Consider the following 19,847-nt stretch of genomic DNA (forward strand, 5'->3'; position numbering starts at 1 on the left):
CAGAATATTATGAGATCAGAAAACTTATTGTATCCGATAAATTGGAACCTTAATCAAGATGATCAAGGGTTAAGTCCATCTCACCCTACGAGAATGATAGAGCTGAACCAACAGTTATTATTGGGTCGGGATTATGCAAAACAAACACGTTTCGTTGAAGAGTGGGAATATGCTTTAGAGCTTAATAATAAATAGGTTGATGCTGGACTCTCTTGGTGTTTTTTTACACATTTACAACATACGATTCCCTCAAAAAGTGTATATTTTTATTAATAATGACTTTAAGGAAAGCAAGATGACTTTATTAATATCAAGATTTTTTATTATGTTTACAGCCGTTTTTTTCTCTACGTTAACTCTAGCTGAATCGATGGTTAAGCCAACAGAGGCTATTGTCTTAACCGTGACAGGTAATATAGCGCTTACTAATAATGGTGGAGAGAAAGCTGAATTTGATCTTCCTATGCTTGAATCCATTGGATTGAGCGAAAGAGCGACTAAAACCCCTTGGACAGATGGTTTATCTGTTTTTAGCGGTGTTTTGATTAAAGATTTATTAAATTATGTCGGTGCGCAAGGATCCATCCTGAAAATAACGGCTTTAAACGATTACACGGCTAATATACCAATAGAAGATGTAGAAAAATATAATGTGATTTTGGCTTTTAGACAAAATGGTAAAGTATTACGAATTAGAGATAAAGGGCCTTTATTTGTTGTTTATCCTTTCGATGAGTTTCCTGAGTTAAATAGTGAAGTTATTCATAATCGTTCTGTGTGGCAAGTGAAATCGATTGAGATTGAGTAACTCATTATGCTTAGCATTAAAGAAAAATTAAGTCATTTTTTTTATAATAAAGTGCTAAAAAAGCTGCATGCAGGATACTTAACCACTATTAGTGTGATTTTTTTGGTTTTAAGTGCTGGTTTATTATTTCTAGTCTATGAAAAACAACATGATTTAGTGACATCTGCTGCGGAAAATGAAATTTGGGCCGCTCATAAGTTAGAATCTGAAGTACTGAAGTTATCGAATGAATTGTTATTATTTATATCTGGATCTAAAAAAGTTAGTTTAGACTCGGTTAGGCTTAGGTTTGAAATTCTTTATAGTAGAGCCAATATCTTAAATCAGGGGGCGCTCAGAAAAATTGTTGAAAAAACACCGGAATCCATTTTTTTACTAAATGATATACTTAGAATTCTTAATGAAATAGATATTATACTGTTTTCTAATGACGATGTTTCAAATGAAAATATGATGCTTATTAGTGAAAAAGTGAATGATATTCGTAAGCAATCTGAAAAAATGATTTCTGGAATTTCTGAAAATAGAGCCATTAAAAAAGTAGAAAGTAGACAGTCTTTAGTCTCAATATTTACATCATTAATCGTATTGCTCTCGTGTCTAATCGTTTCTGTAACTTTAATTATCCACTCTCTTTTTAGACAAAAGAAAGAAAGTAATAAGGCCTATTTAGTTTCAAAAAAATTATCTGCTAATTTAAAGGAAGCATTAGAGAAAGCAGAAACGGCGACTCAAGCCAAAAGCGACTTCCTTGCAACAATGAGCCATGAAATTAGAACGCCAATGAATGGTATTATTGGCTTAAGCTATCTGTTAAACAATACTGAACTTGATGATAAACAGCGGGATTATCTAGAAAAAATACAAGAATCCTCGAATAATTTATTGCTGATTATTAATGATATTTTAGATTTGTCTAAGGTTGAGGCTGGTAAGTTAGAGTTAGAAGAACGTCTTTTTTCAATTGATGACCTCTTAGAAAGTCTTTATGACTTGAATCATGTTAAGGCTGAAGAAAAATCACTTTTATTTTTTGTGGAAAGAGATTTTTCTATTTCTGATAGCTACTTAGGGGACCCACTGAGAATTAATCAAATACTACTGAATTTAGTGAGTAATGCGATTAAGTTTACCCATTCAGGTGCCGTGTCTATTTTTGTGGGAAAAGCAAGTCATAATGCTCAAACGCTTACAATTAGTGTATCAGATACTGGTATCGGTATGTCTGAAAGTTATAGAGAAGCACTCTATGATTCATTTAGTCAAGCCGATGCCACAACAACACGAGAGTTTGGTGGCACCGGCCTTGGCTTGTCTATCTGTAAGCAGTTTATCGACTTAATGGAGGGCGATATTTCTGTAGAAAGCCAAGTTGGTGTAGGGACGATTTTCTCTATATGCTTGCCTTTAAAAGTCGCGGGTACGGATCTTCTTGATCGTGATGCTATAAGCAAGGCAAACCCTAGAAAAGAACCTGAAAATAGAAAGACAATTGGTGTGGCGGGTTTGACAAAGGAAATAGAAGCTTTACTAGCTGCCCAAGGGATCAAGTCAATCTCATTAGGTAATGAGATGAATCTAGAATCCATGTCTCGTTTGGATGCGATCATTGCTTTTGACAATAGCGCTTCTAATCTGCCACTCTCTTCTTTACTTAAGTCAGACTTTAAGTCAACCCCTCTTTTATATTTTGGGAAAAAGCATCAAAATCATTCAGATAAAGTCATTAAAGTTGAGCCAGACTGTTTTTTACATATTAATCTAATTACTCCTGCAAGTGTCATTTCTAATTTAAATAGAGTGTTGGTGTCAAGAAAAATTTCTAGTGAAAATGATATTGAAAGTTGTTTTGATTTTTCTGGTAAAAAAATATTATTAGTTGAAGATAATGAAATTAACACTACCATTGTTTTAGCGCTATTAAAAGAAAAAGGCATGGACGTTGTCTGTGCGGAAAATGGTAAGTTTGCTGTTGAAAAAATAAAAAAATCTCTTTTGACCTTATTTTAATGGATATTCAAATGCCTATGATGGACGGGTATGAAGCTAGCCAAAAAATAATACAGATTCTGGGCGATGATTCACCTTCTATAATAGCGATGACAGCCAATGTTTTAGAAAAAGATAAACTTTATATGAAAGAATGTGGAATGAGAGGGGTTATTAGTAAACCTATTAATCCCGTTAATTTATTCGATATTATTCAATCTCAGTTAACTATGGATAAAAAGAGTTCTTTTATTGAAAGCTCATCACCTGCTGTCGATTATCCTGTTTTAATTGACTATGGTAAGTATTCAAATGTATTAAATTCACTCAAGGAGGTGGGGGTAGATACCGATTTTGCGCTTCCCAATGTCAGTGGTGATGTGCATAGATATTATTCTCTTTTATTTAAGTATATAAATGATTTGAAGGAAAAAGTTTCCCAACTGGAAAAAACCATTTTTTTAGATGATTCGGCTAATAGAAAGAAAATTTGTCATAACATGAAAGGTGTATCATTAAACTTAGGTATTGTGGAAGTGGGGAAGTTATTAGGGATGATGGAGGAAGAATATGATAGAAGTATATTGTCTTTTCAATTGCAACGATTAATATCTCTTACGAAAAAAATAGAACGAAAGCTATATGATATTAGACAATATGAAACCTTGTTAGTCCAGGATGAGAAGTCTGAATTAAAAAGGGATTATCGAGCGATATTAATGGATGTGCTTCCTTTACTAAAACTAGGTGATTTAAGTTGTTTAGATTATATCTTAGAACTTAGACACTATTCTGAAAATCAACAAGTTATAGTATTAATTGATCAAATAGAAAGTATGGATTTTCGTTTAGCTTCTGAAACAGTAGCCAATATCCTTAATAATCAATCATAGACGTATCTAAATAAAGTAATTAATGCATTTTTATTTTAACAATTAGTCACTATCTGAAAAACGATTTGCAATTTGATCGAACTCATTTTGAATTCTTAAAAATACTTTTACTATTTCAGGGTCAAAATGTTTGCCTGAACCTTCTTCGATAATGCTAATTGCTTTGTCATGTGTAAACGCAGGTTTGTATACGCGCTTACTAATTAAAGCATCATAGACGTCAGCAACCGCCATTAATCTAGCTGAAAAGGGAATATCTTCCCCTGCTAATCCGTTGGGGTAGCCAGATCCATCCCATTTTTCATGGTGCCCTGATGCTATTTCACGAGCAAATCTTAAAAATGAAATATTACCATTTCCTAAGAGTTCCTCGGCTTTTGAAAGGGCTTCATCACCTAGTGATGCATGGTTCTTCATAACTTGGAATTCATTTTCAGATAACTTAGCGGGTTTAAGGAGAATGTTATCTGGAATACCTACTTTTCCAATATCATGCAGAGGAGCGGATTTGAATAATAGATCAATGTTCTCTTTAGTTAAAAAGTGGCTGTATTGAGGTTCTTTGGATAACTCTATCGCAAGCGCTTTAACGTAATTCTGCGTTCTTCGAATATGGTTACCCGTCTCATTATCTCGTGTTTCAGCAAGAGTCGCTAAGGCCAGAATCGTAATATCCTGTGTTTGAATCAATTCATCGGTTCTTTCTTGAATGGTTTTTTCTAATTGTTGGTTTTGTGTAACAAGTAACTGCCTTACCCTAGCTAAATTAAGGTGAGTTTTGACTCTTGCTAAGACAACGGGGGGATATTGGTTTAGTAATATAGTCTGCAGCCCCCATTTCAAAACCATTTGTTTCATCAAGGTGATTGTTCATTGAAGAAATAAAAATAACAGGAATATGTTGCGTAACAGGGTTACTTTTTATTTTTTTACATACCTGATAGCCATCCATATCCGGCATAACTACATCGAGTAAGATGATATCCGGGAGGATTTCGTCTGTTAGCCTATCAAAGGCTTGCTCTCCGCTTTTCGCCGCAATAATTCGATAATCACTTTTTAAAAATGACATTAAAATACTAATATTGATGGATTCATCATCTACTATGAGTATGGTTGGCTTGCCTGTAGACATCTTTACACCATTCGTTGGTTATATTTGCTCGCAATGAGATAGTACGCTTCTAATAGATAACATTCTGGCACTGAAATAGTGATTATGAAATATGCATTTGGTAAAGGATTGTTAAGATATTCTAAAATTGAGAATGCAGTAGGAGCTTTGTTTATCATCAGGTAAGAGTTGAGTGATTAAATTAAGAAAAAATCGGTTTAGTTATTTCAAGGCTACTATAGCGGTATTAGGCAATTATGGAGAACGAGTAAAATAGGCTGTTGTCAGTTTTTAAGCCATCGATAGGAAACGCCTGGCTCTGTTTTATTTGCTGTGTTAATACAGGTGGCTATTGTCTCTCTAGTCAAGTTGTTGCCATTCGTATTTTTGATCAGGTAGGCCTTAGTTATGAAAAGCAAGTATTTCATTTATCTGTCGACAGGAAGGAGAATAGAGCGAGCCCATTACAACATAGAATACTGGCTCGCTTAATACCTGCGCTATAGGTAAAACGTAATTATAGGCAAACGCCCCAAGTAATAGGGGCATTTGCCGTCTGCTCTGTTTAGTGATTATGTTTTAATTGCATACGCCGTAAAAATTCGGCCATGATTTGCATATAAAGCTCTTCTCCTAGGTATTTATCTTCGACACCACGATCAATGCTTGGATTATCATTTACTTCTATAACGTAACCACGGCCATTTATTTCTTTTACGTCGACACCATATAATCCATCGCCAATCGGTTTTGTGGCTGCAATGGCGGCTTGCAAGACACGCCTTGGCACTTCGAATGTCGGTAAAGTATCGAAGCCACCGCTTTCACTTTTTGTGGCACTATGATGGTAAATCTGCCAATGATTTTTCACCATATAATACCGGCAGGCAAATAATGGCTTATTATTTAAAATACCGATACGCCAATCAAATTCAGTGTATAAATATTCTTGTACTAAAAGCAAAGAAGATTTTTTAAACAAGTCATTTAAGCTATTGGTTAGTTCTGTTCTATCTTTGGCTTTAATTACGCCTTTTGAGAAGGCGCCGTCAGGAATTTTTACGACCATCGGATAGCCAATATTCTCTTCTAAAGTCTGCTCAATGTTTTCTTCACTTCTATGAACAATTCTCGTTTTTGGACATGGCACTTTATGAGTACGGAATAAGTCGGCTAAATACACCTTGTTCGTACACCGCATAATGGACTGAGGATCATCCATCACTACCAAACCGGCCGCTTCTGCTTTTTTGGCAAAGCGATAAGTGTGGTGATCAATATTGGTGGTTTCACGAATGAATAATCCATCGTATTCAGGTAAGCGCATAATGTCTTTTGGACCAATAAGATCTACTTGGATATCGAGTTGCTTGCCTGCCTGAACGAATTTTTTTAAAGCCATTGCATCACTCGGAGGAAGGTGTTCCTCTGGGTTTACTAAAATAGCCAAATCGTAGCGAGCTGAGCGACGTGATTTATTGGTATTCCATACTTTATTACTAAAGGCTTCTAGGGCCTCGGCAAAGAGGGTTTCATCTTCATCACTTAATGATTGATGAGAGATTGCTTGCAAAGAAGTTATTTGCCATGTTTTTCGAAACTTTAGCGTGATTTCTAATGCTGGACAGGGGACTTTTTCAAATAGCTTACGCGCCAATTCTTTGTACGTGGCATCGACCGTTTTACCGAAAACACTGCGTACTTTTAGTGTTTTTTCTTCTTCAGGCGAAGTCAATTTTTTCGATAAATCAGCTAATAAATCAGCAAAATACAGTTCATATAAGTCCTTCTTGCTTAAATCATTAAGTACTCTTACCGAAGGCATAACATGATGTCCACGGCTTTCCGCTAATAGGGAGCAATAGTAACCATCAGACAGGTACTTGTTGCTTTTACATAAATTGATGATACGAGTACGGCCTTGATGTTTATCCGTCATATTTAAGTACTGACTAAAGGTCACAACACGGTCGCTTTCTAAAAAAGCAGACCAGTCTTTAGTGTGATCAACAACAATGTACGTTTGCGACATTAGGGGTGGCTTCCTTACTGTAAAAGGCCATGAAATTTCGCGGATATTGCGCTTATTTTTACAGAATAACAATAGCCTTAAAATATATATTTCTGACGGATTATTAATCTATCTTTTCCCTATTTTCAAGCATAGAATCCGGCTTTATTTTTATTGAAATGAAGTGGGTCGAAACGCAGTGAAGATCGTTGTTCGTAACGCAGTTAGCCAAGATATAGCCGAACTTGTTCAGCTTGAAAATACGGTATTTAAAACGGATAGAATAAGTCGTCGAAGTTTTCGGCATGCGCTTAACTCTGATAACAGTGCGCTGTTAATGGCTTGCGAAATAGAAGAGCGTGATGGCACTGTTATAGAAAGTATAGTGGGGTATTCTTTACTGCATTTACACCAAGGAACACGCTTAGCCAGATTATACTCTTTAGCCGTAAGTCATCTGGCAAGAGGGAAGGGGGTGGCTCAAGCTTTGCTTCAGGCAAGTGAGCAGGAAGCGCTGTCTAAAAATAAAATTGTATTACGACTTGAGGTCAATGAACATAATATTCCAGCAATTAAGTTGTATGAAAAGTTTGGGTATCGAAAGTTTGGTCATTATGATGCCTATTATGAAGATTTAAGTAATGCATTGAGGATGCAAAAACGCATTCGCCATCTTTCTCAAGAACGCGTTTCTGTTGCATTGCCTTGGATTCAGCAAGGGACACCTTTTACGTGTGGTCCAGCATCATTGCAGATGGGGTTAGCCGCATTGGTTAAATCCTATATGGCCGATCCTGATGATGAGCTGCAAATTTGGCGAGAAGCAACAACTATTTTTATGACATCTGGACACGGAGGATGTCATCCTATGGGATTGGCCCTTGCTGCTAAAAAAAGAGGCGCGGTTGCTCAAGTATGGTTAAGCGATAAATCTCCTTTGTTTGTGGATGGTGTTCGTGATGCGTTGAAGAAAGACATTGTTACTCGAGTACACTCTATGTTTGCGAAAGAGTGTGATGATAAGCAGGTCCCCATCCGTTACTTTGCAATGACACTATCTGATCTTTTAATGGCATTTGATGGCGGTGCTATCCCTATTATTTTGATCAGTACCTACCGTATGGATGGTAAAAAAGCACCTCATTGGGTGGTATTATCTGGCTACGATGATCAATGTATTTATGTACATGATCCTGATCCAAGTAGTAATGAACATTCTAGTGTAGACTGTCAATATGTGCCAATCGCCAGAGAAGACTTTGAAAAAATGTCTCGTTTTGGGCAGACTCGTCTACAAACAGCGGTTCTTTTATCAACGACATAACATCTATTAAAGCAGGAAAAAGAGTGAAGAAGTACCTAGCGATATTCGCCATTGTTTGTTTAGTGGGATTGGTTTCGGCCGCCGGTGTATTTATCGGGGCATTATTTTCTGATCCCTCAATGGATGAGCATGAAGGAATACAAAGCCCGGATTCAAACACGAATGATTTACCCAATTTGAATTATTAAGATTCATCGATAAATCATGAAGTTTATGGTTCCATAAAGTGCTGTGATATGATGGCAAAAATTTTATTAGATAGGTAAGTACATGTCGTTTGATGATCAACAAGTAGAAACTTTTTTCCGTTTACAAAGTAATACTCGCTATGATGAAGTCGTGAATCATTGTAAAAAGAAACAGGATGTTTGGGTGCTACAAGATGATCAAGGTTGTCTTATCATCGAGTTGGGAAGTGAGAAGGTTTTACCTATTTGGAATGACTCATCATTAGCTGAGCAGTGGAAAGGGAAAGAATATGAAGGTTTTTCCGCAAGCGTAATAGCCTTTGCTGATTTTTCAAGTAAATGGTTACCTGGCATGGTAAGAGATGGTTTTAAACTAGGGATAGCCCCCAATCTAGCCGGCGAAGGCATCGTTGTTGCTACGGCTGAATTTGCCCGAGATATTGGTGTTGATTTAACTACCGAATCACACTAGAAATCGATTTAATTTAGAGGATATTTGAATGAAGATGCGCTTTTTACGCCACCTAACTATTGGAGCGATGTCTATTGCCCTGATTGCTTGTACTTCTTCTCCAACGGGTCGTTCTCAATTTGTATTGCTACCTGATAGCCAGCTTGATGAAATGGGTGTGCAATCCTTTACAACCATGAAAGAAGAGGTAAAAACGTCTACCAGTACCGCTCTAACAAAGAATGTACAATGTGTAGCCGATCGCATTATTAACGTTTTACCGGATGAATATCGAGACCAAGAATGGGAGGTTGTGTTATTTGACGACCCTCAAGTGAATGCATTTGCTTTACCTGGTTATAAAATCGGTGTTTATACTGGATTGCTTGAGGTAGCAACCAATCAGTCTCAGTTGGCGTCAGTTATGGGGCATGAAGTTGGTCATGTATTGGCTCGTCACGGTAATGAGCGTGTTTCTACACAACTTGCGACCAGTCAGGTCTTGGCTCTTGGCCAAAAACTAAGTGGCGCGAGTACGCCAGTAAAACAAGCTATATTTCAAGGGTTGGGACTCGGCGCCCAATACGGTATTATTTTACCCTTTAGTCGAGCTCATGAATCAGAAGCCGATTTAATGGGGCTTGATTTGATGTCTCAAGCGGGGTTTGATCCAAGAGAAAGTACTGAACTATGGCGTAACATGAGTGCAAATTCTGGTGAACAGCCTTCAGAATTGATGTCTACTCACCCATCGCACTCTACACGAATAGATGATTTGAATCATAACATGGCCGCACCTCTAGCCAAGTATCAAGCGTTAGTGGCTCAGAATAAACAGGCTAATTGCTATTAGTCTTTACTGATAGACTAGGGTGATGGTAAAACCAGATAGAGACTTTTAAAGAGTCATTATCTGGTTTTTTTGTATCTAATTAACGTCGTGACTATCAATTTACTCTTTTCTCGAAGGTACGTATAAGGACATCGATCATAGCAATCGCCGCTGTGGATAATTGGGTGCGGCTACGGGTGATAATACCAATGTCTCTTGCTATTGTAGGCTCAATAACAGGCAAACAATACGCGCCTTGTTCTTGCATCTGTTGTTCACAAAGGGCCGGCACAACGGCGACGCCTAACCCCGTTGCAACCATTCTTCCTACAGTGGCTAATTGATGGGCATCATAGGCAACTGAAAGTGTTAAATTATGTTGTTCCAATGTCTCTTCAATGAGCTGTCTAACACTGGAAGGCCGCTGTAGTGTAATAAAATCATGTTCAAGTAATATTTTCCAGGAGATATTCTTTGCTGTTCTTAAAGGGTGGTCTTTCGGTAAAACGGCAATAAAACGATCTTTCATTAAGGGCTTAAAATTTAAGTCATCATTGTTACCTGGATCAAAAGAAATACCTATTTCTAATCGCCCTTGACGCACCATATCCACTACCGTATCGGCAAGTACATCATGTATTTCGACTTTAATCTTAGGGTATTTTTGGTGGTAGTTTAGTAAGCCTTCAGGTAATAAGGAGGCGGCAAAAGAAGGCATGGCCGCGATGGCTATTTTCCCCTTTTTTAATGAAAAACGTTGATGAATTTCTTCTTCTGCATTATCCCATTGTGCCAACAGCTGCTTAGCAATCGGAAGCAGCGCATCGCCTTCAGGTGTTAATGCAATCGTCCGAGTTGTCCGACTCAATAGTCGACCGCCTAATAAGTCTTCTAGATTTTTAATGGTCAGGCTCAATGTTGGTTGAGATAGGTGGAGAATATTGGCTGCTTCCGCAAAACTAAGAGTACGGGCAACGGTTACAAAAGCACGAAGCTGTTTCACATTCATTGAAAAACCTGATTAATAAATAGAAAAAATAAACTTAACTAATATATAAAACTAATACACACTCAGGACAAGTCAAAACGACATTTAATTTATTTATATGAACATCTAATGCTCAAAGGAGTATCAAAATGGCAGGTTTCGATAAAGTGGTGTCAAGCTATGAAGAAGCAATGGCTGGTTTAGAAGATGGTATGACCGTGATTGCTGGCGGTTTTGGGTTGTGTGGTATACCTGAAAATTTAATATCAGAAATAAAAAAGCGCCAAACAAAAAACCTTACCATTGTATCGAATAATTGTGGTGTCGATGGTTTTGGGTTGGGCATTCTCCTTGAAGACAGACAAGTGAGTAAAATGGTGTCTTCTTATGTTGGGGAAAATGCGTTATTTGAAAAGCAATTATTAAATGGTGAGTTAGAAGTAGAGTTAACACCTCAAGGTACTTTAGCTGAAAAAATGCGTGCTGGTGGAGCAGGCATTCCTGCATTTTATACGGCTACCGGTGTTGGTACGCCTGTAGCGGAAGGCAAAGAAGTAAGAGAATTTGATGGTCGAGAATATCTATTGGAAGAATCCATTCGCGGTGACTTTGCTATTGTAAAAGGTTGGAAGGCCGACCGCTATGGCAATGTGATCTATCGTCATACGGCACAAAATTTTAATCCACTGGCGGCAACGGCTGGGAAAATTACTGTTGTAGAAGTGGAAGAGTTGGTTGAAGTGGGTGAGCTGGACCCTGCACATATTCATACTCCTGGGATTTATGTAGATCGTTTAATTGTGGGGCAGTTTGAAAAACGCATTGAAAAACGCACTTTAACTGAGTCGTAACCAGGTCATCTTGAGTTAATTCAATTAACGATACGTTCTTTTAACCCTTTTTTATTTCAACAGTATTATGGTGATGTTATGACACTTTCTAGAGATCAAATGGCAATGCGTGTTGCGCGTGAACTGCAAGATGGCTTTTATGTGAATCTGGGTATAGGTATTCCTACCTTAGTAGCAAATTTTGTGCCTGAAGGGATGGAAGTCATGCTGCAATCTGAAAATGGCTTGTTAGGCATGGGGTCCTTCCCAACAGAAGAAACAATCGATGCTGATATGATTAATGCCGGAAAACAGACGGTTACAGCCGTGGCGGGAGCGTCTATTTTTTCCTCGGCTGAATCCTTTGCCATGATTCGTGGTGGTCATGTTGATCTAACCGTTCTCGGTGCTTTCGAGGTAGACGTACAAGGGAATATTGCGTCTTGGATGATTCCAAATAAGCTCATTAAAGGCATGGGTGGGGCGATGGACCTTGTTGCCGGTGCTGACAATATTATTGTCACTATGACTCATGCTTCAAAAAATGGTGATTCAAAGCTGTTAGAGTCTTGTTCATTACCGCTAACGGGGAAAGGTTGTATAAAAAAAGTACTGACTGATTTGGCGTGGTTGGAAATTGAAGATGGTGCTTTTATTTTAAAAGAGCGCGCTCCTGGTGTCAGTGTCGAAGAGATTATAGAAAAAACTCAAGGTAAATTAATTGTGCCTGACCATGTGCCGGAAATGCAGTTCTCTTAATTTTTGTCTTTTAAGGAAGTGAAATAATATGAAAATAGTTATTGTAGCCGCTAATCGAACTCCTATAGGTGCGTTTTCTGGCGGACTGGCTTCACTGAGCGCAGTTGAACTAGGTCGCCAATTGTTAGCAAGTATGTTGAATAATCAGCCTCAGCTAGTGGAACATATTGATGAAGTGATTTTAGGGCAAGTACTGACGGCTGGTTGTGGTCAGAACCCCGCTCGGCAAACGGCCATTAATGCTGGTTTGCCAAATCATGTTTCAGCTATGACTATTAATAAAGTTTGTGGATCAGGTTTAAAAGCCGTGCAATTAGCCGCCCAAGCGATTATTGCTGGTGATGCGCAAATGGTGGTGGCGGGTGGACAAGAATCTATGAGTCAAGCGGCTCATGTTCTACCTAACAGTCGTAATGGACAAAAGATGGGGAACTGGTCGCTCGTTGACTCCATGGTAACCGATGGGCTGTGGGATGCGTTTAATGACTATCATATGGGGATGACGGCCGAGAATATTGCTCAACGTTGGGATATTTCTCGTGCTGAACAAGATGAATTTGCTGCTGCATCACAAAAGAAAGCCAGTGAAGCCATGTCTTCGGGGCGTTTTGAGAACGAGATTATTGCGATTAAAGTCCCGCAACGAAGAGGTGATGATGTCATTGTCCTCACCGATGAGCAGCCCAGACCACAAACAACTTCAGAAACGCTGGGAAAACTGAGACCTGCATTTAAAAAAGAGGGCTCCGTAACAGCAGGAAACTCATCAACTCTCAATGATGGTGCGGCTATGGTGGTTGTGACCACTGAGGAAAAAGCCCATGCTTTAGGTCTTCCTGTATTAGCCTACATAGAAAGTTATGCTAGCGCCGGTGTAGATCCTGAAATCATGGGAACAGGACCAATACAGGCAACCCAAAAATGCTTGAAAAAAGTGAATTGGTCGGTAAATGACTTAGAGCTAATTGAAGCAAATGAAGCTTTTTCTGTACAAGCATTAAGTGTTAATAAAGAGCTAGGTTGGGATGTGAGTAAAGTGAATGTGAATGGTGGTGCGGTTGCTTTAGGGCATCCTATTGGTGCATCAGGTTGCCGCATTCTTGTCTCTTTAATTCATGAAATGCAAAAGCGAGATGCCAAAAAAGGGCTAGCGACGCTTTGTATAGGCGGTGGTATGGGGACGGCTTTAGCGGTGTCTAAACAATAATCCGCTCTTGGTTCGTGCTAATAAAAAAGAAGGTGCTTTAGTGCGCCTTCTTTTTTGATCAACGCGATAACGTTTTTTTAATAATATATTTTTGGGCTATAACAGATGATTAAGTACTAACGAACCTTGATGTTGTAATAAAGCTATTTGAGATGCATCTTTAATGTCTTTTGTTTGCCAGTTTTCAATGTTGATGTTTTGAAAATCAAGAGAGTGCTGGCTTAATATTTGATTGATCTCCCTCTGGCTAATGTTACCTCTGTCTTGATAATGCAGACGCTGTGCTTCATCTAGGTAAGAGACTTGACCATTTGGTAGGTAAATAGCACCAGTAATAAAATCGACTGCGAAGCCAACCACGCCAGGAACGAAAAATAAAATAGTACCTATGGCATTTAAAGCCACAATGCTTAAATCAAGCTTACTGGAATTATGTGTATTTCTTTCGGGGTAAATTAATGTACCACACGCCGTGAGGCTCACTATCATCATGCCGCTAAGTGCAATAGGCAGTAAAGGTTTCATAGCAGTTTCTCCAAGGAATATAGAAGTCTAGTTTAACTCTCTATAAAACATTAATGTCTACACTACACAAGAATTCTGTTTGCTAAATGTGTAAAACCTTAGTAACTGACGTTAGAACGCATTTCTATCAAGCGAAATCAGTGCGACAATGTTTTTTTATATTCTAAGGAAGCAAACTTGCTATGAAAAAAGAATTCAACACTCTTACGGCAGAAGAGCAGCGTGTTATTTTGAATAAAGGCACTGAGCGAGCATTTACTGGAGAATATACCGATTTCTTTGAAGGGGGTATTACGCTTGTAAGCAATGTGAAACACCTCTTTATCGCTCTGAACATAAGTTTCCTTCCCACTGTGGTTGGCCAAGTTTTGATGATGAAATACCTGGTGCAGTGAAACGCGTCCCGGATGCTGATGGGCGTCGTATTGAAATTGTTTGTGCGCATTGCGAAGGCCATTTAGGTCATGTTTTTGAGGGTGAGTACCTGACAGAAAAAAATATTCGTCACTGTGTAAACTCTATTTCTATGACTTTTATTGCTAACGATGAATAGATGGCCTAGAAGAGTTTTATGACGGTATAGTATTACGGCGGTAGTGAATAAAAGGGTGCTTTTATTTTTAGAAACACCCTTTTATCGTGCGAATTAAAGAACTAGGCTAGTTTCCTTTGGCGTAGCTGTAAGAATATCATTGGAGCAAGTAAAACAAGCCCAATGGCCATGGTAACGAGTCCTGGCGCAATAAATAGGAAGGAGACAAGGGCAAACCACCAACGCTGAGCCATGCTCATATGAGTGAATAGATAGCCTGCAAATGCGGTTCCTAAAGTGGCAATACCTAACATCGCACCCACCAAGGTGACAAAGAAAGAGTACCAGGTGAAACCATCGACAACGATTAATAGCGCCGGAGAATACACAAAGACAAAAGGAACAAGTGCTTTTGCAATGCCTAGACGGAAAGCGGTATTACCTGTTTTAAATGGATTGGCTCCTGCAATACCCGCTGCCGCATAGGCGGCTAATGCCACGGGAGGCGTTATATCAGCAAGTACTCCGTAATAGAAAACGAAGAAATGAGATACCAAAGGCTGGACATTAAGTTGCGCTAATGCGGGAGCCGCAACTGCAACGAGAATGATGTAGGTTGCCGTAGTTGGAATACCAGCGCCCATAATAATACACGCTAATGCGATGAGTATTAATGAAACGAAGAGAGCCCATTGTTCTACAGAGAAGAAGTTTAGTGGCCAGATATCACCAATGACTGCGCCCATATCTGTTGCGGTTTGGACAACAACATAACCTAATCTAAAGCCAACACCAGTAAGTGTTACTACCCCTACAACAATACCTACGGTTGCGGCTGCGGCGCCAACGGCCAGTGTGTTTTTCGCTCCAACAGCTAGAGAATCCCATAAATCTTTGATCGATAAACGGTTTACAGGGTTAAGAAAGCCAACAACAACACAGGCAATGATCCCATATACAGCGGCAAAATCCGGTGTTCTGCCATCTAAGATGAAATAGACCAAGATGCCCAAGGGAATAATGGATAGCCAATGTTGTTTGATTACCAACGCTGCTTTCGGTAATTCTTCAGCTCGTAATCCTCGTAAACCTAATTTCTTAGCTTCAAGGTGAACCATGATAAAGATGCCGAAATAATGCAGTAGCGCAGGGAAAAGTGCTGCGGTTAATACATCTTTTAGAGGGATTTCAAGGTATTCCACCATGATAAACGCCGCGGCACCCAGAATAGGAGGTGTGATTTGGCCTCCTGTAGAGGAGGTTGCTTCAACCGCACCGGCAAAATGAGGTGGGTAACCTACCTTCTTCATGGCGGGAATGGTTAATGCGCCAGTGGTCACCGTGTTGGCAATAGAAGATCCTGAAATAGTGCCCATAAAAGCGGAGGAAAAAATGGCTACTTTAGCTGGACCACCTGAATATCTACCAGCAATGACCATAGCCAGATCGATAAATAATTGACCTAGACCAATACGGGTAGCTAAGACACCAAACAAAATAAATAAGAAGACGTATTGGGCCATGACACCAATCGCAACGCCATAAATTCCTTGATTGGTTAAGTATAAGTGGTTTATTAGTCCTAACCAGCTGGTACCACCATGCTTCAAGGCTCCGGGAGCATAGGGGCCAAAAAGTGCAAAGGCAATGAATATTAAGCCAATAATAGGTAACGTTGGGCCGACAGAGCGGCGCGTTGCTTCCAGGGTTAAGACCAGTAAGATGGTCCCCATTAAAATATCAATTTCAGAGGGGTTACCCACTCGGTCAGCTAAGATTTCTGGTGGTAATAATGGTAGGTACAGTGCAGCAGCCACTGACGCGATACTGAAAATAACATCAAGAATCGATACGCCGCTGATGCGATACCAGGTTGCTTTGGGTAGGTCTAAGGAGGTGGATTTTTTATAAGAGAAAAGTAAAAAAACCAATCCAAGAACAAACGAAATGTGTAGGCCTCGATGGAGAACTTCTCGAACTAATCCAAAGCCTGAAGCGTAGAAATGGTAGGCTGACATGGATACTAGAATAGTGGCGATGACCGCCGCCATCATTTTTCCAGTAGGTCTAAAGGCCAGCTCTGGGTCGTACTTTCGTTCAATAGCGGCTAATTCTTCTGGGGTTAGCTCTTTCTTGAGATCTGATGACATAATAGCTCCAGTAAGATCAAATAAAAAAACACGGGTGCTTAAATAAGCACCCGTGTCATTGTTCGTTCAAAACTTGAAATTATTTAATTATGCCAACTTCTTTATAAAAGCGTTCTGCACCAGGGTGTAATGGAACACCAACACCATTTAGAGCAGACTCAACAGTAATACTTTTGCCTTTAGAGTGGCCTACATCTAATAGTGTACGGGATTTATCATTCCATAATGCTTTAGTGATATTGTAGATTAATTCTTCATCTTGTTTTGCACTTGTATACCATTGTGCGCCAACGGCAACAGTTGCTGTTGCATCAACACCTTCATAGGCACCATCTGGAATGTTGCTTTGTGCAAAGAAACCGTATTTGTCAGTCAAGGCTTTAGCGGCTGGACCGTCAATTGGCACTAATTTGATTTTTTCTGCAGAAGCAAGTTCAACGATGCTTCCTGTTGGATAGCCTGCAACAGTAAAGAATGCATCAATTTTTCCGTTACGTAATGCTTCTGATGCGGCATTACCTTTAAGGGCTTCTACATTTACATCCTTAGTTGATAGGCCGTTAGCGTCTAGAATGAGCTTAGCGTCAACATAAGTACCAGAACCTGGCTCGTCCAAAGAAACTCGTTTGCCCTTTAGATCAGCAACAGAGTTGATGCCACTGCTTGCAAGCGCTACTAGGTGGATATGTTCTTCAAACAGTGCGGCAATGGTACGCAAGTCTTTGGCAGGCTTCTTACCTTCCATTGTACCTGTGCCTGTGTAGGCCCAATAAGCCACATCCGATTGCGCAAAGCCAGAGTCACGTAACCCTGACAACACCGCGTTGACGTTATCTACGGAGCCACGGGATGACACGGCTGAAGCGATTAAGCCTTCTACACCACAGCTTCCGCCTTCAGCACAGGGGCGAGATCCCGGTGGATTTGAGATAGCGTTAGCAATGACACCACCAACAGGGTAGTAAGTATAAGCAGTACCGCCTGTACCTATCGTAAAGAACTTTAAATCAACAGCATGAGACGCTGAATTTAATCCGACAAATAAAGCAGCACCAATTGTGGCGGCTTTAAATACTTTCTTAAATAGACTCATTTAACTCTCCTAGTTCGCTTCAGTTAGTGTCTTCTTATATTTTATGTAATCTCATTACGCTCAAATTAAGGCGCGAATAATTATATTAGAACAGAATCATATATTTAAACAGACTTAACCCTTTAATTCTTTATTTATAGTTGTTATATAAATAAAAGTGATAAACACCTAATCCAATGACAAGCCCCCAAAAAGCACTGCCAATACCAGCAATAGACATACCTGATGCCGTAATCAAAAAAGTAATTAAGGCTGCGTCTCGTTCTGATGTTTGAGACAATGCTTGATAAAGACTATTTCCAATTGTGCCAAGTAAGGCCAGTGCCGCAATAGCAAAAATCAGTTCTTGAGGAAAGGCGGTAAACAGGGCAACAACCGTCGTACTAAATAATCCCATGGCAATATAAAAAACACCGGCCCACATGGAAGCAAAGTAACGCGTATGCTTATTTTTATCGGCGTCTTCTCCCATGCAAATTGCAGCTGTAATAGCGGCTAAATTAAATGCAAACCCACCAAAAGGCGCGAGTAACATACCTGTAATTCCCGTCCAACTAATAAGTGGTGATGAAGATGTTTTATACCCATGGGATCTTAATACGGCTAACCCAGGGACATTTTGAGAAGCCATGGTGACGATAAATAATGGTATGCCAATACCTAGAATACTTTCTATTGAAAAGGTGGGGTTGATCCATATAGGGCTTGATAACTGTAATGTTATGCCTTCATAGATGACTAAATCTTGGCTTGATGCGATGACTACTCCGATGATCAAGACAACTGGAATAGCATAAATAGGCCAAAACTTTTTTAAAATAAAAAAGGTCAAAATCATAGAGCCTATTAATGATGTATGAGTACTGAGTGCACTAAAACCATTTAAAGCAAAGGGAAATAAAACACCGGCTAACATGGCGGAAGCAAGAGTATGAGGCACATAGGACATGACTTTTTCAAAAATGCCTGTTACACCACAAAGGGTAATTAAGGCGGAGCAAAAAATGAATATCCCGATTGCTTCTTCTATATTTGTGCCTGCTAATCCGGTTGCAAGCAATGCCGCACCAGGAGTTGACCAAGCTGTAAGAATGGGGGTCTTATAATATAGAGATAATCCAAAGCTGGTTGTTCCCATACCTACTCCTAAAGCCCATAGCCAAGAACTAATTTGGTCACTGTTTGCTCCAGCCGCTATTGCCGCTTGAAAGATAATAGCGACTGAGCTTGTGTATCCAACTAAAACAGCCACAAAACCAGAGGATATATGAGAAAGTTTTGGTGTATCCATAAAAAGTCATTGTTTCCTTTAATAAATGAAGTCTAAAGGTTATAAGTTGTGTACGCTATAACAGTTGAAGTGATATTAGCACTTGTGCGCAATAACGCACAATAAAAAATAGTATTAATAAATGTATTAAATAGAATGTTTGAGAGTCATTTTGAAATTAATAAATCAATATTTAGCGTCTAAGTTAAAAGAAGAGCGAGCTCGACGGAAATGGAGTTTAGATAAAACCTCTCTTGAAACCGGTGTCAGTAAAGCGATGTTAGGCCAAATAGAAAGAGGGGAGTCTAGCCCTACAGTGGCCACGCTCTGGAAGATTGCTACGGGCTTTCATTTGTCTTTAAGTCATTTTTTAGCGCCTATTCATGACGCTTTAGATCAGAAAGAAAATAATGCCACAAAAGAAGCTTTAAATAAGGTGCATGAAATATCGAATGAGGGGCTAAGTATAAAAACCTTGTCTCCATACGAAAAGCAATTGGGCTTTGAGTTATTTGAATTAATATTGCAACCAGGGTTTGAAAGTATATCTGCGCCGCATGATAAAGGCGTTATTGAATTAGTAACTGTGATTACTGGTGTCATGGAAATTTGTATAGACGGGAAATGGACCTCTCTGTCTAAAGGTGAGGTGGTGCGGTTTTCAGCAGATAAACCTCATGGGTATAGAAATAAATCGATGGATATAACGATATTTCATAATATTATTCATTACTCATAACGTTATGACCGCAATTGATAGTTGGACATTTAAGGATATTTTCTTGGAAAAGCTTAACACTATAATAAAATGTTAATCATGGACTATGCTTAAAATCACCTCTTTTTTAAATTTGAGCGACTGCTTTCGGAGCATAAGGTCATA

At 39.2% G+C, this 19,847-nt stretch carries 21 protein-coding genes and 1 pseudogene; 14 read left to right on the plus strand and 8 right to left on the minus strand.

Annotated features, from left to right (window positions below; translation table 11 throughout):
- The first annotated feature begins 9 nt into the window (after nucleotides 1–9).
- The 4 genes from O1D97_RS03355 to O1D97_RS03370 all read left to right on the plus strand — a co-directional run bounded on the left by O1D97_RS03355 (nucleotide 10) and on the right by O1D97_RS03370 (nucleotide 3,690).
- Complete coding sequence (locus O1D97_RS03355) at nucleotides 10–195, plus strand: hypothetical protein (RefSeq protein WP_269122807.1); 186 nt, start codon at nucleotides 10–12, stop codon at nucleotides 193–195.
- Between the two features lie 100 nt (nucleotides 196–295).
- Nucleotides 296–808 (plus strand): putative pterin-binding protein, encoded by a 513-nt coding sequence (locus tag O1D97_RS03360; RefSeq protein ID WP_269122808.1) that lies wholly within the window; start codon nucleotides 296–298, stop codon nucleotides 806–808.
- A gap of 6 nt (nucleotides 809–814) precedes the next feature.
- Nucleotides 815–2,818 (plus strand): hybrid sensor histidine kinase/response regulator, encoded by a 2,004-nt coding sequence (locus tag O1D97_RS03365; RefSeq protein WP_269122810.1) that lies wholly within the window; start codon nucleotides 815–817, stop codon nucleotides 2,816–2,818.
- 11 nt (nucleotides 2,819–2,829) lie between these two features.
- On the plus strand, nucleotides 2,830–3,690 hold the full coding sequence (locus O1D97_RS03370; RefSeq protein ID WP_269122812.1) for a response regulator: 861 nt from the start codon (nucleotides 2,830–2,832) through the stop codon (nucleotides 3,688–3,690).
- A 42-nt stretch (nucleotides 3,691–3,732) separates the two neighbouring features.
- On the opposite strand, the gene O1D97_RS03375 is transcribed toward O1D97_RS03370, so the two are convergent.
- The 3 genes from O1D97_RS03375 to O1D97_RS03385 all read right to left on the minus strand — a co-directional run bounded on the left by O1D97_RS03375 (nucleotide 3,733) and on the right by O1D97_RS03385 (nucleotide 6,836).
- Entirely contained in the window at nucleotides 3,733–4,539 is an 807-nt protein-coding gene (locus O1D97_RS03375; protein WP_269122814.1) for an HD-GYP domain-containing protein, read from the minus strand.
- A complete protein-coding gene (locus O1D97_RS03380) occupies nucleotides 4,457–4,825 on the minus strand; it encodes a response regulator (RefSeq protein ID WP_269122815.1) in 369 nt (122 codons plus the stop codon). Before O1D97_RS03380 ends, O1D97_RS03375 begins: the two co-directional genes overlap by 83 nt.
- A gap of 544 nt (nucleotides 4,826–5,369) precedes the next feature.
- Entirely contained in the window at nucleotides 5,370–6,836 is a 1,467-nt protein-coding gene (locus O1D97_RS03385; RefSeq protein ID WP_269122817.1) for a RimK family ATP-grasp domain-containing protein, read from the minus strand.
- Between the two features lie 178 nt (nucleotides 6,837–7,014).
- Between O1D97_RS03385 and O1D97_RS03390 the strand changes: the two genes are divergently transcribed.
- From O1D97_RS03390 to O1D97_RS03405, 4 genes are all read left to right on the plus strand, one after another.
- Nucleotides 7,015–8,139: a GNAT family N-acetyltransferase/peptidase C39 family protein gene (locus tag O1D97_RS03390; RefSeq protein ID WP_269122819.1), complete on the plus strand. Its 1,125-nt coding sequence runs from the start codon at nucleotides 7,015–7,017 to the stop codon at nucleotides 8,137–8,139.
- Nucleotides 8,140–8,162: 23 nt separating this feature from the next.
- On the plus strand, nucleotides 8,163–8,327 hold the full coding sequence (locus O1D97_RS03395; RefSeq protein WP_269122821.1) for a hypothetical protein: 165 nt from the start codon (nucleotides 8,163–8,165) through the stop codon (nucleotides 8,325–8,327).
- Between the two features lie 82 nt (nucleotides 8,328–8,409).
- Entirely contained in the window at nucleotides 8,410–8,799 is a 390-nt protein-coding gene (locus tag O1D97_RS03400) for a DUF2750 domain-containing protein (protein WP_269122822.1), read from the plus strand.
- A 28-nt stretch (nucleotides 8,800–8,827) separates the two neighbouring features.
- Nucleotides 8,828–9,631, plus strand: a complete 804-nt coding sequence (locus O1D97_RS03405) for a M48 family metallopeptidase (RefSeq protein ID WP_269122823.1) — start codon at nucleotides 8,828–8,830, stop codon at nucleotides 9,629–9,631.
- 94 nt (nucleotides 9,632–9,725) lie between these two features.
- Here the strand turns inward: O1D97_RS03405 and O1D97_RS03410 are convergent, their stop codons facing one another.
- Nucleotides 9,726–10,619 carry a LysR family transcriptional regulator gene (locus O1D97_RS03410; RefSeq protein WP_269122824.1) on the minus strand — a complete coding sequence of 298 codons (894 nt, stop codon included), beginning with the start codon at nucleotides 10,617–10,619 and terminating at the stop codon, nucleotides 9,726–9,728.
- A 128-nt stretch (nucleotides 10,620–10,747) separates the two neighbouring features.
- Here O1D97_RS03410 and O1D97_RS03415 point away from each other — a divergent pair, with 128 nt between their 5' ends.
- The 3 genes from O1D97_RS03415 (at nucleotide 10,748) to O1D97_RS03425 (ending at nucleotide 13,394) form a co-directional block, all read left to right on the plus strand.
- Nucleotides 10,748–11,449, plus strand: a complete 702-nt coding sequence (locus O1D97_RS03415; RefSeq protein WP_269122825.1) for a CoA transferase subunit A — start codon at nucleotides 10,748–10,750, stop codon at nucleotides 11,447–11,449.
- A 78-nt stretch (nucleotides 11,450–11,527) separates the two neighbouring features.
- Nucleotides 11,528–12,187 carry a CoA transferase subunit B gene (locus tag O1D97_RS03420; protein ID WP_269122826.1) on the plus strand — a complete coding sequence of 220 codons (660 nt, stop codon included), beginning with the start codon at nucleotides 11,528–11,530 and terminating at the stop codon, nucleotides 12,185–12,187.
- A 28-nt stretch (nucleotides 12,188–12,215) separates the two neighbouring features.
- Nucleotides 12,216–13,394 carry an acetyl-CoA C-acetyltransferase gene (locus O1D97_RS03425; protein WP_269122827.1) on the plus strand — a complete coding sequence of 393 codons (1,179 nt, stop codon included), beginning with the start codon at nucleotides 12,216–12,218 and terminating at the stop codon, nucleotides 13,392–13,394.
- Between the two features lie 96 nt (nucleotides 13,395–13,490).
- Here O1D97_RS03425 and O1D97_RS03430 read toward each other — a convergent pair whose 3' ends face one another.
- Nucleotides 13,491–13,919, minus strand: a complete 429-nt coding sequence (locus O1D97_RS03430; RefSeq protein WP_269122828.1) for a hypothetical protein — start codon at nucleotides 13,917–13,919, stop codon at nucleotides 13,491–13,493.
- A gap of 182 nt (nucleotides 13,920–14,101) precedes the next feature.
- Here O1D97_RS03430 and O1D97_RS03435 point away from each other — a divergent pair, with 182 nt between their 5' ends.
- Nucleotides 14,102–14,314: a peptide-methionine (R)-S-oxide reductase gene (locus O1D97_RS03435; RefSeq protein ID WP_269122829.1), complete on the plus strand. Its 213-nt coding sequence runs from the start codon at nucleotides 14,102–14,104 to the stop codon at nucleotides 14,312–14,314.
- Nucleotides 14,266–14,472: pseudogene (locus tag O1D97_RS03440) on the plus strand (peptide-methionine (R)-S-oxide reductase); the annotation flags it as partial. The gene O1D97_RS03435 and the pseudogene O1D97_RS03440, both read left to right, overlap by 49 nt.
- Before the next feature lie 101 nt (nucleotides 14,473–14,573).
- On the opposite strand, the gene O1D97_RS03445 reads toward O1D97_RS03440, so the two are convergent.
- The 3 genes from O1D97_RS03445 to O1D97_RS03455 all read right to left on the minus strand — a co-directional run bounded on the left by O1D97_RS03445 (nucleotide 14,574) and on the right by O1D97_RS03455 (nucleotide 18,985).
- On the minus strand, nucleotides 14,574–16,601 hold the full coding sequence (locus O1D97_RS03445) for a TRAP transporter permease (RefSeq protein WP_269122830.1): 2,028 nt from the start codon (nucleotides 16,599–16,601) through the stop codon (nucleotides 14,574–14,576).
- A 79-nt stretch (nucleotides 16,602–16,680) separates the two neighbouring features.
- Complete coding sequence (locus tag O1D97_RS03450) at nucleotides 16,681–17,694, minus strand: TAXI family TRAP transporter solute-binding subunit (protein WP_269122831.1); 1,014 nt, start codon at nucleotides 17,692–17,694, stop codon at nucleotides 16,681–16,683.
- Between the two features lie 130 nt (nucleotides 17,695–17,824).
- Complete coding sequence (locus O1D97_RS03455; protein WP_269122832.1) at nucleotides 17,825–18,985, minus strand: benzoate/H(+) symporter BenE family transporter; 1,161 nt, start codon at nucleotides 18,983–18,985, stop codon at nucleotides 17,825–17,827.
- A 151-nt stretch (nucleotides 18,986–19,136) separates the two neighbouring features.
- Here O1D97_RS03455 and O1D97_RS03460 point away from each other — a divergent pair, with 151 nt between their 5' ends.
- Nucleotides 19,137–19,703: a helix-turn-helix domain-containing protein gene (locus tag O1D97_RS03460; RefSeq protein WP_269122833.1), complete on the plus strand. Its 567-nt coding sequence runs from the start codon at nucleotides 19,137–19,139 to the stop codon at nucleotides 19,701–19,703.
- Nucleotides 19,704–19,847 lie beyond the last annotated feature (144 nt).

This window comes from Marinomonas phaeophyticola (genome assembly GCF_026966905.1).
Lineage (GTDB): Bacteria > Pseudomonadota > Gammaproteobacteria > Pseudomonadales > Marinomonadaceae > Marinomonas > Marinomonas phaeophyticola.